This is a genomic window from Cobetia sp. QF-1, assembly GCF_002213105.1.
GTDB lineage: Bacteria > Pseudomonadota > Gammaproteobacteria > Pseudomonadales > Halomonadaceae > Cobetia > Cobetia crustatorum.
This window is the reverse complement of the sequence record NZ_NBVS01000009.1, coordinates 91654-106584: the sequence shown is the minus strand read 5'-3', so window position 1 is coordinate 106584 and position 14931 is coordinate 91654. Positions and strand designations below refer to the sequence as shown.

At 62.5% G+C, this 14931-nt stretch carries 14 protein-coding genes; all 14 read left to right on the top strand.

What is annotated here, in order from left to right; all coding sequences use genetic code 11:
• Positions 1 to 8 precede the first annotated feature (8 nt).
• The 14 genes from CFN46_RS14850 to CFN46_RS14780 all read left to right on the top strand — a co-directional run bounded on the left by CFN46_RS14850 (position 9) and on the right by CFN46_RS14780 (position 14703).
• The gene (locus tag CFN46_RS14850; RefSeq protein WP_088743955.1) at positions 9 to 2261 is read left to right on the top strand and encodes a heparinase II/III family protein; all 2253 of its coding nucleotides are present in this window, start codon (positions 9 to 11) and stop codon (positions 2259 to 2261) included.
• Positions 2262 to 2649: 388 nt separating this feature from the next.
• The gene (gene urtA, locus CFN46_RS14840; protein WP_088743992.1) at positions 2650 to 3924 is read left to right on the top strand and encodes an urea ABC transporter substrate-binding protein; all 1275 of its coding nucleotides are present in this window, start codon (positions 2650 to 2652) and stop codon (positions 3922 to 3924) included.
• Between the two features lie 180 nt (positions 3925 to 4104).
• Positions 4105 to 5712, top strand: a complete 1608-nt coding sequence (gene urtB / locus CFN46_RS14835; protein WP_088743991.1) for an urea ABC transporter permease subunit UrtB — start codon at positions 4105 to 4107, stop codon at positions 5710 to 5712.
• A 3-nt stretch (positions 5713 to 5715) separates the two neighbouring features.
• Positions 5716 to 6885, top strand: a complete 1170-nt coding sequence (urtC, locus tag CFN46_RS14830; protein ID WP_088743953.1) for an urea ABC transporter permease subunit UrtC — start codon at positions 5716 to 5718, stop codon at positions 6883 to 6885.
• Positions 6882 to 7709, top strand: coding sequence for an urea ABC transporter ATP-binding protein UrtD (gene urtD / locus CFN46_RS14825; protein ID WP_088743952.1), 828 nt, complete (start codon positions 6882 to 6884; stop codon positions 7707 to 7709). Before urtC ends, urtD begins: the two co-directional genes overlap by 4 nt.
• A gap of 62 nt (positions 7710 to 7771) precedes the next feature.
• On the top strand, positions 7772 to 8530 hold the full coding sequence (locus CFN46_RS14820) for an ABC transporter ATP-binding protein (RefSeq protein ID WP_088743990.1): 759 nt from the start codon (positions 7772 to 7774) through the stop codon (positions 8528 to 8530).
• An 11-nt stretch (positions 8531 to 8541) separates the two neighbouring features.
• Positions 8542 to 9438 (top strand): urease accessory protein UreD, encoded by an 897-nt coding sequence (locus CFN46_RS14815; RefSeq protein WP_088743989.1) that lies wholly within the window; start codon positions 8542 to 8544, stop codon positions 9436 to 9438.
• A 42-nt stretch (positions 9439 to 9480) separates the two neighbouring features.
• Positions 9481 to 9783 carry an urease subunit gamma gene (gene ureA, locus CFN46_RS14810; protein ID WP_024952521.1) on the top strand — a complete coding sequence of 101 codons (303 nt, stop codon included), beginning with the start codon at positions 9481 to 9483 and terminating at the stop codon, positions 9781 to 9783.
• Positions 9784 to 9794: 11 nt separating this feature from the next.
• Positions 9795 to 10124 (top strand): urease subunit beta, encoded by a 330-nt coding sequence (locus CFN46_RS17755; RefSeq protein WP_054556303.1) that lies wholly within the window; start codon positions 9795 to 9797, stop codon positions 10122 to 10124.
• A 102-nt stretch (positions 10125 to 10226) separates the two neighbouring features.
• Entirely contained in the window at positions 10227 to 11930 is a 1704-nt protein-coding gene (ureC, locus tag CFN46_RS14800) for an urease subunit alpha (RefSeq protein ID WP_088743951.1), read from the top strand.
• Between the two features lie 61 nt (positions 11931 to 11991).
• Positions 11992 to 12603, top strand: a complete 612-nt coding sequence (gene ureE, locus CFN46_RS14795; RefSeq protein ID WP_088743950.1) for an urease accessory protein UreE — start codon at positions 11992 to 11994, stop codon at positions 12601 to 12603.
• A complete protein-coding gene (locus tag CFN46_RS14790) occupies positions 12593 to 13294 on the top strand; it encodes an urease accessory protein UreF (RefSeq protein WP_088743949.1) in 702 nt (233 codons plus the stop codon). The genes ureE and CFN46_RS14790 overlap by 11 nt, the downstream gene beginning before the upstream one ends.
• An 81-nt stretch (positions 13295 to 13375) precedes the next feature.
• Positions 13376 to 14014, top strand: a complete 639-nt coding sequence (gene ureG / locus CFN46_RS14785; protein WP_054556181.1) for an urease accessory protein UreG — start codon at positions 13376 to 13378, stop codon at positions 14012 to 14014.
• Positions 14015 to 14118: 104 nt separating this feature from the next.
• Complete coding sequence (locus CFN46_RS14780; RefSeq protein WP_088743948.1) at positions 14119 to 14703, top strand: HupE/UreJ family protein; 585 nt, start codon at positions 14119 to 14121, stop codon at positions 14701 to 14703.
• Positions 14704 to 14931: the final 228 nt, after the last annotated feature.

Here is a 14931-nt window from a genome sequence, read left to right as displayed (position 1 = left end):
AGTGTGAGATGTTGCTGTTATCCAGAGATCATGATTTTCAGGTGTTTCTGTCGCCCAGTGAAGCGCTGCCGCATTGCACCAATCCTCCCGCCTTCCACTGGCCCATCTTGAGTGCCGAGAGCCGCTATACCTTCGAGTTACTGAAGCGCGATACGGGCGAATGTCTGTGCCGAGAGCAGGTCCGTTCGCCGGTGTTGTGCGATACCTTGCTGGCCCTCGGCGAGTATCAATGGCGCGTCACGGACGACATGGGTGATAGCTCGGAATGGCTGCCGTTTACCATCAGCGGCGATGAGCCTGATTACCTTCCTCCAGTACCAGCGCAGTTGTTTGCGGCCTGCGAAGCGCGGGATCAATGGATGCTGTATCTCGATGAGGACATTGCCGAGGTGCGCGAGCATGCGCAGGAGGATCTCGCGCGAATGAAAGCGACAGCGCAGGTTGCGCTGAACAATAGTCTGCCTGCCTATCCTGACCATTATCGTGATGGTCGTGAGAGTTATAAGCGATTAGCCATACATCAAATTCGAGAGTGGGTTGATCGGGACCTGATGTCGCTTTGCCTGCTGTACCGCATCGAAGACGATCAAGCTGCCGGAGAGGCGGCGGTCGAGCGTCTACTCAAATTAGCGGAATGGAGCACGGACGGTCCTGCGACTCTCGTGCGACCGTGCCAATGGGGCGATGAAGTCGGGCTGTCTCTGGCGCGCAATGTCTTCCTTGCCTATCACTGGCTACGGCCTCTACTGGCAGAAGGTGAGCGTGCATTCGTGCGTTCACTGTTGATTCGCGTGGCAGAGCAGATGGTGCTGCGTTTACAGCAGGATGATTTTGCTCAATATCCCGGCCATTCGCATACCTCACGCTTGCCTGCCTACCTTGGAGTAGCGGCTCTGGTGCTACACAAGGAGCATGACCGCGCGAAGTGCACGCAATGGATGCAACAAGCACTTGATCTCTACCAGGGCGTTCTACCGTTCTACGGTAGTGCCGATGGCGGGTGGGCAGAAGGCGCCTTTTACTCCTCCTCTTATACCAAGTGGTTTCATCCGTTCTTTCTGGCGGTGGAGCGCCTCTCAGGGTTTTCTTTTTATCAGCATCCTTTCTATAAGAATTATCTGAAATATTGCCGAGATTTTGTCGTGGCGGACAATGATCTTCATCCGTTCGGTGATGGCTTCTGGTGTCGACCTGAAGGTAAGGAGTGGCCGGGTTTCTTTGCTCAGAATCCGCTTCGCATCTATGCACAACGCTTTGGCAGCGTGGCAGATATCGAGCACTGTCGCCTGTTGGAAGACAGGATCGAGATCTACTCGCTTCACTTGCTGGACGTCATCCCAACGTTGGATCAGGTACGTTTAACACACGAACGTATTGAGCAGCAGACAAGGACTGAGCATCAGGATCCTGGTGACTCCCGTCATGCCTTCTACCCGCATGCCGGGCATGGTCTCGAACGCTTCGGGAGGGTGGAGTTGCGCTACCGTTGCAGCCCCTTCGGCAACAGCTCTCATCGCCATGCCGACCAGGGAAATATCAGTCTCATCGACAACGGTCACTCGCTACTATGTCCCACCGGCAGCTATGGCTACGCTTTCGGTAGTCAGCATCATCGCGAGTGGACGCGCACCTCGCGCGCACATAACGTTCCACTGATCGCGGGGGAAGGGCAGCTGCTGGATGATCCCGTCGCTACTGCGCAGCTTCTCTCACGTGATCAGCGTGAGAACGCCATGGTGGTACGTCTGGACATGAGCGCTGCCTATGCAGGGGGTATTCGTGTCATTCGCACCCTCGTGCTGCTACGTGACGCTGGCCTCGTGATACACGATGAACTCTCGGCAGAACAGCCCTTCGCGGTGGAGTGGAATTTGCACTCGGCGGTGGCCTGTGCGCAACAGCAAACGACCTTTACCTTGAGCGCCGGGCAGCGTGACTATCGGCTACGGCTGAACAGTCATCCTGACCTGACACCGACGCTGCAGCATGGCTATGTGCAGTCCGGCGGCGGCGAGTCGAACGAGGAGCACGACATCATCGACAGCGATGCGCGTCAGGATGTCAGCCACATGACCTGGAGACTGGCGGCCCGCACGCGGCACCACGTTATCGCCAGCTGTTTTAGCCAGGATGTCAGCCAGGGGGGCGACCAGAGCGAAAATCAGGCGCCACGGATCCGGCTGGGTGATCAGACGCTCAGCATCCACTGGGCTGACGAGTCGCTCATGGTCAGGCGTAGTGATGTCAGTCTGGTGAGTTGATGCGCTCGCGTGTCGTGCATTGCTCGTGTCATGTGGTGATGAGGAGTTGGCTGATGCCCGCCTTCCTTATGTCTCAGCATTTAATGTGAGGACATGCACCAGTTGAGACCATCGTATCGCCATGAGCGGCTCGCGCGTGGTTGTGATGTTCCTGTTGCCTCTCGCATGGGACAAGAAGGCCTCGCGGTGGTGCATGTCCGTGCCTGCGCCCATCAATGTGCCCATGTTTGGTGCAGCTGATATTCGCGACATGCATTGGCAGGGTGGAACAATGGCCATTGGCAGCGGTATTGATATTTGACTGGCACATCAATTGCACCAGCACAGGAGGGATAACAAGTACAACAAGATACGAGGGAATGTCGTGAACAAGAAAATTGCTGCCGCAATGCTGTCCGCCTGTGTCGGTTTCTCGCTGGCCAATGTCGCCCAGGCGGAAGAGGGGCCGATCAAGGTCGGCATTCTGCATTCACTGTCCGGCACCATGGCGATCAGTGAATCGACGCTGAAAGACACCATGCTGATGTTGATCAAGAAGCAGAACGACGCGGGAGGACTGCTGGGCCGCAAGCTTGAGCCCGTCGTGGTCGACCCCGCCTCCAACTGGCCACTGTTTGCCGAGAAGGCACGAGAGCTGCTGGCCCAGGACAAGGTCGACGTGATCTTCGGCAACTGGACCTCGGTGTCACGCAAGTCCGTGCTGCCAGTCATCGAAGAGCTCAATGGCCTGCTGTTCTATCCGGTGCAGTATGAGGGCGAGGAATCCTCCGAGAACGTCTTCTATACCGGGGCGGCGCCCAATCAGCAGGCGATTCCGGCAGTGGATTATCTGATGAACGATGTCGGCGTGAAACGCTGGGTGCTGGCCGGGACCGACTACGTCTATCCGCGTACCACCAACAAGATTCTCGCCGCCTATCTCAAGTCTCACGGCGTGGCCGATGAGGACGTGATGGTCAACTACACCCCGTTCGGTCACTCCGACTGGCAGTCCATCGTGTCTGACATCAAATCCTTCGGCAGCACCGGCAAGAAAACGGCTGTCGTCTCGACCATCAATGGCGATGCCAATGTGCCGTTCTATCGTGAGCTGGCCAATCAAGGCATCAAGGCCGAAGATATTCCGGTCGTCGCCTTCTCGGTGGGCGAGCAGGAGCTTTCCGGTATCGATACCGCGCCGCTGGTCGGCCATCTCGCGGCCTGGAACTACTTCATGAGCGTGGACAGCGACGCCAACTACGATTTCATCGATGAGTGGATCGCCTACACCGGCAAGGAAGATGCGGTCACCAATGATCCGATGGAAGCCCACTACATCGGCTTCAACATGTGGATGGAAGCCGCTCGCAAGGCGGGCAGTGTCGAGGTCGATGCGGTCAAGGACGCCATCATCGGCGTATCCGTTCCCAACCTGACCGGCGGCTACGCCACCATGATGCCCAACCATCACATTACCAAACCGGTGCTGATCGGCGAGATCCAGGACAACGGTCAGTTCTCCGTCGTCTGGCAGACCCCCTCCACCGTGGCAGGCGATGCCTGGTCGGACTATCTGGAAGGCTCGAAAGACCTGATCAGTGACTGGCGCAAACCGATGGAGTGCGGCAACTACAACGTCGTGACCCATTCCTGTGGGGCTCAACAGAACGTCGCCACGCAATGATGCGTAGCACGTTCTGAGAGTGAGGCGGCGCGCATGTGAGCCTGCGTGCCGCCTCGCTGAGTGTCAGTCTCCGAGGTCGCGATGCCCTCGGAGACTGATGACGCCTTCGCGCGTTCACCATGGATGGCCTTCTTGATGTCTATCTCCGTTGCAATGATGTTTCGCTGGTGCTGGCAGAGGATGCTGCTGATCTGTCTTCTGTCATTCCCCCTGTTTGCCGCTGCCCAGTCCGAATCCGCGACTGGGCAGTCAGCGCGTCTGTCTGACAGCGCTGCCCAGACCTTGCTGAATCGACTTGCCGAGGCGCGCAATCCCGCCAAGCCGGCCGTGATCGATGAGATCGCCGTGAGCGGCGATACGCGCGCGCGTGGCTGGCTGGAAGCCTTCTCCTCAAGCAAGCTGGCTCGCCTCAAGAGCGGCGAGCGTTTCCTGATCATCGACAACAACCGTGGGCGTGACTGGGCGGTCTCCGATGCGCTGAGCGGCGACTCCGCCGGCAAGATCTCGCGCCGCGAGATCGATACGCTGCGCATCAACAATTCCCTGCGCGGTCATGTCGATGGTGTGCTGTCGATGATCGATCTCACCTCCGACAATGAGTCGGTTCGTCTACAGGCGGCACGAGGACTGCGTGGCAGTGTCACTGACGCCATGACGGACAAGCTGGGCCTCCTGATCGAGCGCGAGAAGGATGAAAGCGTTCGCGGGGCATTGGAAGAAGCACTGGCGATCCAGCAGCTGGAGGCCCGTGGCGACATGGCCGCGCTGGAGCGTCTCTCCGGAAGTCTCAACAGCGCGGCCATCGCGGCGCTCAACGGTGCCGCCGCCAGTGATGACCCTGAACTGGCCGAGGCAGCCACCTCGGCATTGGCAGGTATCCAGCAGAAGCTCAAGCTCAACCGCGGGTTCGAGACCCTGTACTTCGGCCTGTCACTGGGTTCCGTGCTGGTGCTGGCGGCGATAGGTCTGGCGATCACCTTTGGTGTCATGGGCGTGATCAACATGGCGCATGGCGAACTGATCATGCTCGGCGCCTATACCACCTGGGGCATGCAGCAACTGCTGCCGGGCCAACCTGGGCTGGCGCTGTTGCTGTCGATTCCTGCGGGTTTCCTGGTCGCGGCGGCAGTCGGCGTCATCATCGAGCGCAGTGTCATCCAGCACCTCAAGGGACGTCCGCTGGAAACGCTGCTGGCGACCTTCGGCATCAGCCTGATCCTGCAGCAGCTGGTGCGCACCACCATCTCGCCCTTGAATCGCATCGTGGTCACGCCTGAATGGATGAGCGGCTCGCTGATGGTCAACGAGGCGCTGTCACTGACGCTCAACCGTCTCTACATCATCGGCTTCGCGCTGGTCGTGTTCGCCAGCCTGATGCTGATCATGCGGCGTACCCGTCTCGGGCTCGAGGTGCGGGCGGTGACACAGAACCGTGCCATGGCGCGCTCGATGGGCATCAAGGCGACGCGTGTCGACATCATGACCTTCGCGCTGGGCTCCGGCGTCGCCGGACTCGCCGGTGTCGCGCTCTCGCAGATCACCAACGTCGGTCCGAACCTGGGCCAGAACTACATCATCGATTCCTTCATGGTGGTGGTGTTCGGTGGGGTCGGCAATCTGTGGGGCACGCTGGTGGCGGGCATGTCACTGGGGCTTCTCAACCAGTTCTTGGAGCCCTGGGCGGGCGCGGTACTGGCCAAGATCGTGGTGCTGGTGTTCATCATCCTGTTCATTCAAAAGCGCCCGCGGGGACTCTTCCCGCAGAAGGGCCGCGCCGCGGAGGGTTGATCCATGCCTGATTCACGTTCCTGGCTGGCGCGCCCCTTCACGGAGCGCTCCACCCAGATATTCCTGGCAGTCCTGACACTGTCGGTACTCGCGGTCACGCTGCTGCATGTGCTGCTGCCCGAGAGTAATCCGCTGCATGTCAGCACCTTCACCGTCACCTTGCTGGGCAAGTACCTGTGCTATGCGCTGCTGGCGGTGGCGGTGGATCTCGTCTGGGGCTACCTGGGCATCCTCAGCCTGGGCCACGGCGCCTTCTTCGCGCTGGGCGGTTACGCCATGGGCATGTACCTGATGCGCCAGGTGGGCGACCGCGGCGTGTATGGCAATCCGGAACTGCCGGACTTCATGGTCTTCCTCAACTGGCAGGAGCTGCCGTGGTTCTGGCAGGGCTTTGACATGCCGGCCTTCGCCTTCCTGATGGTGCTGCTGGCACCGGGGCTGCTGGCGCTGGTGTTCGGCTTCCTGGCCTTCCGCTCCCGCGTCACCGGTGTCTATCTCTCCATCATTACCCAGGCGCTGACCTTCGCCTTGATGCTGGCGTTCTTCCGCAACGAGATGGGCTTTGGCGGCAACAACGGCCTGACTGACTTCAAGGACATGCTGGGCTTCGATCTGCGCACGGATGCCATGCGCGTCGCGCTGTTCATCGCCAGTGGTGTGGCGCTGGGACTCGGTTATCTGCTGTGTCGCGGCATCGTCGGCTCCAAGCTCGGGCGCGTGAGCATCGCCTGTCGCGACGCCGAGGCACGCACGCGCTTTCTGGGCTATCGCGTCGAACGTGTCCAGCTGTTCATCTTCGTGGTCTCGGCGATGCTGGCCGGAGTGGCGGGAGCGCTGTATGTGCCGCAGGTCGGCATCATCAATCCCGGCGAGTTCTCGCCGCTGTTCTCCATCGAGGTGGTGGTGTGGGTGGCGCTCGGCGGCCGCGCGACGCTCTACGGCGCCGTGCTGGGCGCGCTGATCGTCAATTACGCCAAGACGGTGTTCACCGGCATCATGCCGGACGCCTGGCTGTTCGCTCTCGGCGGTCTGTTCGTGCTGGTCACCGTGCTGTTGCCCAAGGGCATCGCCGGCCTGTTCGTCCAGCGTGGCTGGGGCAGGCGCTCGTCGTCCAAGGCGAAGATTGATCCGGCGAGCGCGACTCGTCCCACCGAGCAGGAGGCCACGGCATGAGCCTGTTGAAAGAGATGGCGACGCGGGATCGCGTGTTCGACTTCCTGACCCCGCGCGTCTCGCCGGTGGATGTGACTCATGGGCCGATCCTCTATCTGGAGGATGTCAGTGTCAGCTTCGATGGCTTCAAGGCGATCAACGACCTCAATCTGACCATCGACGATGGCGAGCTGCGCTGCATCATCGGCCCCAACGGCGCGGGCAAGACCACGATGATGGACATCATCACCGGCAAGACGCGCCCCGACAGTGGCTCGGTGTGGTTCGGCAGCCGCCACGATCTGCTGCACATGAGTGAGCCCGAGATCGCCACCCTGGGCATCGGTCGCAAGTTCCAGAAGCCCACCGTCTTCGAGGCGCTCAGCGTGTTCGAGAATCTCGAACTCGCGATGGCCACCGACAAGCGCATCTTCCCGACCCTGACCGCGCGCATGACCGGCGAGACTCGGGATCGGATCGAGGAAGTGCTGCAGACGATTCATCTCAAGGAATGGCATGCGCGCGAGGCGGGCATCCTGTCCCACGGCCAGAAGCAGTGGCTGGAGATCGGCATGCTGTTGATGCAGAAACCGCGTCTGCTGCTGGTCGATGAGCCGGTGGCCGGCATGACCGAGCAGGAGATGGAGCGCACCGCGGAGCTGCTGACCAGCCTGGCGGGACGTCAGTCGGTGGTGGTGGTCGAGCATGATATGGGCTTCGTGCGCTCCATCGCGCGCAAGGTCACGGTGCTGCATCAGGGCTCGGTACTGGCGGAAGGCAGCATGGATGCGGTATCGAGCGACCCCAAGGTCGTCGAGGTCTACCTGGGAGAGAGTGACGGATGACGCAAGCGCAGATGACCGATACCCCGATGCCCCACGCATCGCCGACCCATGACGTGGCGCCGCTGCTGAGCATCGAGTCGCTCAATCAGTTCTACGGCGAGAGTCATACGCTGTGGGATCTCACGCTGGAGATTCCCGCCGGCCAATGCACCTGCGTGATGGGCCGCAACGGTGTCGGCAAGACCACCTTGATGAAGTGCATCATGGGTGAGGAGAGCGTCCGTGACGGCAAGCTGCTGTATCGCGCCGAGGGCGAGGGCGAGGGCGGTAGTGGTGAGAACAGCAGTGGCGATGCCAGTGGCCACGAGCCGCTTGATCTGACACGTCGCAAGCTCGAGGAGCGCGCCCGCCTGGGCGTCGGCTATGTCCCCCAAGGACGTCAGATCTTCCCGATGATGACGGTGGAAGAGAACCTGCGCACCGGGCTCGCCGTGCGCCGTGATGGTCTGCGTCAGATTCCCGAGCGCATCTATGAGCTGTTTCCCGTGCTCAAGGAGATGCGCCACCGGCGCGGGGGCGACCTGTCCGGCGGCCAGCAGCAACAGCTCGCCATCGGCCGCGCGCTGGTGATCGAACCGCGCCTGCTGATCCTCGATGAGCCCGGCGAAGGCATCCAGCCCAATATCGTCGCCCAGATAGGCGAGGTCATCCGCCGCCTGATCAAGGAAGACGGCCTGACGGTGCTGCTGGTCGAGCAGAAGCTGCCCTTCGCGCGCAAGTACGCCGATCGCTTCGTGATCATGGATCGCGGCCGGCGGGTGGCCGAAGGCGAGATCGCGGCGCTGTCCGATGAACTGATCAAGCAGCACCTGACCGTATGACCATCCAGCGCATGATTTCCGCAGACGGCGCGACGGATGTCGCGTCCGGCCATCGCTTCGATGATCAGCGTCAGTGGCAGGCCTCGCTGGCGCTGCGCTTCGAGACCGACACCCGCGATGGCGCAGGCCCCATCACGCGACTGACGCGTCGTCGTCATCACGGCCCGCTGCGCGTGCAGCGCCCTTTCTATCCGGAAGGCCGCCACGGATGCTGCCATGTCTATCTGCTGCACCCTCCCGGCGGGCTGGTCAGTGGTGATGCGCTGCATATCACGGCAGAGGTCGAGCAGGGCGCGCAGGTGCTGTTGACCACGCCGGCGGCGGCCAAGCTCTACAAGGCGGATCGCAACGGCGTGGCCTGGGGCCAGCATACGCATCTCAAGGTCGCCAACGGCGCCACGCTGGAATGGCTGCCTCAGGAGACGCTGGCCTTCAATGGCTCGCGCGGCGAGCAGACCACCACCCTCGAGCTTGAGGGCAATGCCCGTTGTCTGGGCTGGGAAGTGCTGGCACTCGGCCGGCCCGTCGGTGAGCTGCCCTTCGTCAGCGGCCATCTGGAACAACGCTTTCGCCTGGCGCGTGACGGCAAGCCAGTGTGGATCGAGCGCCAGTCGCTGGACCCGCTGCATCCGCGCTTCATGGGGCGCTGGGGGCAGGGCGGCTGCAGTGTCCAGGCCACGCTGTGGGCGGTCGGGCTTGCAGATGAGGCGGCGGCCATCGAGGCTCTGCGCGAGGCGATGCCTGCCACTCCGCGATGGGCGGTGACGCGCCGCGAGGGCGTGCTGCTGCTGCGCTATCTCGGCCATGAACGCAACGAGGCCTGGGCGCTGTGCCAGCAGGCATGGCAGATCCTGCGCCCGCTGATGACCGGGCGCGAGGCACAGGTGCCACGTATCTGGCTGACCTGACCTCGAGAGCCCCCACGCAATGACAACCACAAGAGCCACGACATGGAACTGACGCCAAGAGACAAGGACAAGCTGTTGCTGTTTACCGCAGCACTGCTGGCCGAGCGCCGCAAGGCCAAGGGCCTCAAGCTCAACTATCCGGAATCCATCGCGTTGATCAGCGCCGAGATTCTGGAAGGCGCACGCGAAGGATTGAGTGTGGCTGAGCTGATGGGGCGGGGGGCAGAGGTGCTGACCCGTGATGACGTGATGGAAGGCATCGCCGAGATGATTCCCGAGGTGCAGGTCGAGGCGACCTTCCCGGATGGCACCAAGCTGGTGACCGTTCACAACCCCATCGTGTGAGGTGAGCAATGATGATTCCCGGTGAATATCAGGTGGCGGACGGCGAGATCTCTCTCTGCGAGGACCGCCTGCGCACCACGCTCTCGGTCGGCAATCGCGGCGACCGACCGATCCAGATCGGCTCGCACTATCACTTTGCCGAGGCCAACCCGGCGCTGGTGTTCGATCGCGAGGCCGCCCTCGGACAGCGCCTGGACATCGCCGCGGGCACGGCGATTCGCTTCGAGCCCGGACAGACGCGTGACGTCACGCTGATTCCCTTCGCCGGCAGTCGCCATATCTATGGCTTCCGTGGCGAGGTGATGGGACAGCTCAAGGATGACGGCAGTGTCGAGCGCTGAGCGAGTGACAACCTTTCCGTCAAGGCGTCAGGCAATGGCGCCGACAGGCATTTACCTTGGAGCTCATTCAGAGACTGCGGCTCAGGGATCAAGAGGCAACCCATGAAGATAACGCGACAGGCCTATGCCGACATGTACGGCCCGACCACTGGTGACCGCGTGCGTCTGGGCGATACGGCGCTGTGGATCGAGGTGGAAAAGGACTTCACCCACTATGGCGAAGAGGTGAAGTTCGGCGGTGGCAAGGTGATTCGCGATGGCATGGGCCAGAGTCAGCGCGCTGATGAGAGCGTGATGGATACCGTGATCACCAATGCGCTGATTCTGGACTGGTGGGGCATCGTCAAGGCGGATGTCGGTCTCAAGGCCGGGCGCATCGCGGCCATCGGCAAGGCCGGCAATCCCGACACCCAGCCTGACGTGGATATCGTGATCGGCCCGGGCACCGAGATCATCGCCGGTGAGGGCAAGATCCTGACTGCCGGCGGTGTGGACCCGCATATTCATTTCATCTGCCCACAGCAGGTGGAAGAGGCGCTGATGAGCGGCATCACCACCATGCTCGGCGGTGGCACGGGGCCGGCCACCGGCACCAATGCCACCACCTGTACGCCGGGGCCCTGGCATATCGGCAAGATGCTGCAGGCGGTGGACAGCCTGCCGATGAACATCGGCTTGCTCGGCAAGGGCAATGCCTCGTTGCCCGAGGGGCTGGTGCAGCAGATCGAGGCCGGCGTGATCGGCCTCAAGCTTCACGAGGACTGGGGCACATCGCCGGCCTCCATCGACAACTGTCTGACAGTCGCCGATGCCTACGACGTGCAGGTGGCGATCCATACCGACACCCTGAATGAATCAGGCTTCGTCGAGGATACCCTGGCGGCCTTCAAGGACCGTTGCATCCACACCTTCCACACCGAAGGCGCCGGTGGCGGCCATGCGCCGGACATCATCACCGCCTGTTCGCGGCCCAACGTGCTGCCGTCCTCCACCAACCCGACGCGTCCCTACACCGTCAACACGGTGGATGAGCATCTCGACATGCTGATGGTCTGCCACCACCTGGACCCGAGCATCCCCGAGGATGTGGCCTTCGCCGATTCGCGCATTCGCCGCGAGACCATCGCCGCCGAGGACATCCTGCATGATCTGGGTGTCATCTCGATGATGTCCTCGGATTCCCAGGCGATGGGCCGTGTGGGCGAGGTGATCTGCCGCACCTGGCAGACCGCGCACAAGATGCGCGAGCAGCGCGGCCTGCTGGCGGAGGATGCCGAACGCGGCACCGACAACTTCCGTGCCCGCCGTTATATCGCCAAGTACACCATCAACTCGGCCATTACCCACGGTATCGCCCATGAGGTCGGCTCCATCGAGGTCGGCAAGCTGGCGGATCTGGTGCTGTGGTCACCGGCGTTCTTCGGCGTCAAACCGGCCTGCATTCTCAAGGGCGGCATGATCGCCGCCGCGCCGATGGGCGACCCGAATGCCTCGATTCCCACGCCACAGCCAGTGCATTACCGCCCGATGTTCGGCGCCTTCGGCAAGGCAGCCAGCGCCACGCGCCTGACCTTCGTCTCTCAGGCGGCACTCAAGGCCGGTGTCGGCGAGGCCCTCGGACTCGACAGCCCGTTGTCCGCCTGTCGCGACGTACGCCAGGTGCGCAAGCGTGACATGAAACTCAACGATGCCTGCCCGGAGCTCAAGGTCGACCCCGAGACCTACGAAGTCTTCGCCGACGGTGAACTTCTGACCTGTGAGCCTGCCACCGAGCTGCCCCTGGCCCAGCGCTATCACCTGTTCTGAAGACCTGTTCTGAGGGCCTGTTTCAAGAGCCTGTTCTGATTCCCTATTCGAGATTGACGCCATGATGGAACTGATACATCGCCTGCCAGACGCCAGTGGCTCAGGCGACCCAGCGAGCGCTCACACCGAGGCGGAGCCTCTGGATACCTTGACTCTGCCGCTGGAGCTGCGCATCCGCGGGCGGCTGCGTGCCACCACGGACGGCGGGCGCGAGGTCGGCCTGTTTCTGGATCGCGGACCGGTGCTGCGTGACGGCGATCGGCTGGCCTCGCGCGAGGGCGAGGTGATCCGCATCCGCGCCGCGGATGAGCCGGTAGTGACTGCCCACATCGCCGCCGGGCGTCCGATGGCGGCGCTCTGCTATCACCTGGGCAATCGCCATGTGCAGCTGGCGATCGGCATGCATACGCCTGACGCTGATGCTGAAGCCAAGGGCGAAACCGGCTGGGTGCGCTTCCCGCCGGACCACGTGCTGGAAGCGCTGGCCGAGCGCCTTGGCGCGACCCTCACTCATCACGAGGCGCCCTTTGATCCTGAGCCGGGCGCCTATGCCCAGGCGGGACAGGGGGCTCATTCTCACGATCATGGTCATTCTCACGACCCTGCCCATGGGCATGAGCACAGCCACGGTCATTCTCACAGCCACGCCCATGAGCACACGCATGAGCACTGATGCCATGGCGGGCCTGCCGGCTCAGGAGGACCTGGCACTGCTGGGGCTCCTGCAGCTGGTGAGTCCGGCCTTGCCCATCGGTGCCTTTGCCTGGTCCCAGGGGCTGGAAAGTGCCTTCGAACTGGGGTGGGTCACTCAGGAGCAGGAGCTTGGCGAGTGGATCGACGGCGTGCTGGAAGACGGGCTCGGCCGTTGCGAACTGCCGTTGCTGGTGCGCCTGCAGCAGGCATGGGCCGAGGAGGATGCGGCGGCGCTCAACGAATGGGATGGCTGGCTCAAGGCGACACGCGAAACTGCCGAACTCAGCGATGAGGACGCGCGTCTCGGGGCGGCGCTGCTGCGTCTGCTCAGAAGCCTCGAACGTGAACCGCCAGCGGCGCTGATGCCCGAGACACCGGGCTACGTCACGGTGTTCGCCTGGGTAGCGCACCAGCGCGGGGTGCCACTGCGCCAGACCTTGATCGGCTTCGCCTGGGCCTGGCTGGAAAACCAGCTGGCGGTGGCCTGCAAGGCCATGCCGCTGGGGCATACCGCCGCGCAGCGCCTGACCGAGCAACTGCGCCCCCGCGTGGTGGAGGTCGTCGCACAGGCGCTTGAGCGCCCGGATGCAGCGCTTGGCCCGATACTGCCGGGGCTGGCACTCGCCTCCGCACAGCACGAAACACAATATTCCCGTCTGTTCAGGAGTTGAGCAAACGCCGCCTGTCCTGAGGCGGCGGCGCCTGAACCGACCGACACGAACGCCTGATATCTCACGAGAAAGGAAGCTGTCATGAAGCATTGTCTACGCGTAGGAGTGGGTGGGCCCGTTGGCTCCGGCAAGACGGCGCTGTTGCGTCAGCTGTGTCTGGCCCTGCGCGATCACTACGACATCGGGGTGGTCACCAATGACATCTACACCCGCGAAGATGCCGATTTCCTGCTGCGTCATGAAGCACTGGAGGCAGACCGTATTCTCGGCGTCGAGACCGGCGGCTGTCCGCATACCGCGATCCGCGAAGACGCCTCGATGAATCTGGCGGCCATCGATGATCTCCAGGCGCGTCATCCGAACATGGAGCTGGTGCTGGTGGAATCCGGCGGTGACAACCTGTCCGCGACCTTCAGTCCCGAACTTTCCGATCTCACGCTCTATGTGATCGACGTCTCGGCAGGCGACAAGATTCCGCGCAAGGGCGGGCCGGGCATCACCAAGTCCGACCTTCTGATCATCAACAAGATCGACATCGCCGAGCAGGTGCACGCCTCGCTTGAGGTGATGGACCGTGACTCGCGCAAGATGCGCGGCGAGCGGCCCTTCGTGTTCGCCAACCTGTATGACGGCGTCGGCCTGGAAGAGATCATCGCCTTCATTCTGGATCGCGGCATGCTGCCGGAGCGCCGCCCGGAAAAGCTGGCCGCACAGGCCTGACGGCGCAGCGGTTTCTGCCGCTAGCCTGTCGCTCATTATCTCTCGGCATTCGCCTCTCCACGGGTGTCGGGGGTATTCATCACCATCTTGTTCAGGAATGACACATGAAGCGTTCTCACTCCGCACTGCTGGCCACCGCACTGTTGCTGGTGGCGACCTCGGCCTCCGCACATCCGGGCCATGATGCCCAGGGACTGATGGCCGGTTTGACGCATCCCTTCACCGGGCTGGATCACCTGCTGGCCATGCTGGCCATCGGGATCTGGAGCGCGCGCCAGTCACGGGCCTTGAGGCTTGCCACGCCGCTGCTGATGGTCATCGGCATGCTGGCGGGGGCCGGTATTGCGCTTCTCAGCGGTGGTCAGGCGCCGCATGCGCTGATCGCCGAGCAGGGCATCCTGCTCTCGGTGCTGGTGTCCGGTGCTCTGGTGGCATTGCTGCTGCGTCTGCCGACTCTGGCTGGCGCCGTCATGGTGGCCGGCTTCATGGCCTTCCATGGCTTCGCCCACGCGCTGGAAATGCCCGCGGCTGGCAGTGCCATGGGTTACATGGCGGGCTTCGTGGTCGCGACACTGGCCCTGGCGTTGCTGGGCCGTGCAGTGGGTCAGCGCCTGATGAGCGTGCCAACCATCGCGTCTCGTCTGGTAGGCGGGGCAGTGATGGCCTCTGCCGTGATGATGGCGGTCTGATCGTCACCTGACATTCTGCTCACGACGAGAAACGCCCCGCTGGCTTGCCAGCGGGGCGTTTTCTTTCTTTCTGGTGCTGATGAGACAAGAAGATGGAGCGGTTCATCAGAAAATGGCTGACGGAAGATTATGTTATAACGTATCATTTGTCGCATCTGATGATCGAGAAACCAGCGGTCCCCCACGTCCAGGCACTCACCTGACCCTCGGCCTGACCCTGCGCCGGCA

Excerpts from the sequence above, each read along its gene's own strand:
- ureC (WP_088743951.1), top strand. The coding sequence starts at position 10,227 with ATGAAGATAACGCGACAGGCCTATGCCGACATGTACGGCCCGACCACT.
- urtA (WP_088743992.1), top strand. The coding sequence starts at position 2,650 with ATGCTGTCCGCCTGTGTCGGTTTCTCGCTGGCCAATGTCGCCCAGGCG.
- urtB (WP_088743991.1), top strand. The coding sequence starts at position 4,105 with ATGCTGCTGATCTGTCTTCTGTCATTCCCCCTGTTTGCCGCTGCCCAG.
- CFN46_RS14790 (WP_088743949.1), top strand. The coding sequence starts at position 12,593 with ATGAGCACTGATGCCATGGCGGGCCTGCCGGCTCAGGAGGACCTGGCA.
- ureG (WP_054556181.1), top strand. The coding sequence starts at position 13,376 with ATGAAGCATTGTCTACGCGTAGGAGTGGGTGGGCCCGTTGGCTCCGGC.
- CFN46_RS14815 (WP_088743989.1), top strand. The coding sequence starts at position 8,542 with ATGATTTCCGCAGACGGCGCGACGGATGTCGCGTCCGGCCATCGCTTC.
- ureE (WP_088743950.1), top strand. The coding sequence starts at position 11,992 with ATGATGGAACTGATACATCGCCTGCCAGACGCCAGTGGCTCAGGCGAC.
- CFN46_RS17755 (WP_054556303.1), top strand. The coding sequence starts at position 9,795 with ATGATTCCCGGTGAATATCAGGTGGCGGACGGCGAGATCTCTCTCTGC.
- CFN46_RS14780 (WP_088743948.1), top strand. The coding sequence starts at position 14,119 with ATGAAGCGTTCTCACTCCGCACTGCTGGCCACCGCACTGTTGCTGGTG.
- urtD (WP_088743952.1), top strand. The coding sequence starts at position 6,882 with ATGAGCCTGTTGAAAGAGATGGCGACGCGGGATCGCGTGTTCGACTTC.
- ureA (WP_024952521.1), top strand. The coding sequence starts at position 9,481 with ATGGAACTGACGCCAAGAGACAAGGACAAGCTGTTGCTGTTTACCGCA.
- CFN46_RS14850 (WP_088743955.1), top strand. The coding sequence starts at position 9 with ATGTTGCTGTTATCCAGAGATCATGATTTTCAGGTGTTTCTGTCGCCC.
- urtC (WP_088743953.1), top strand. The coding sequence starts at position 5,716 with ATGCCTGATTCACGTTCCTGGCTGGCGCGCCCCTTCACGGAGCGCTCC.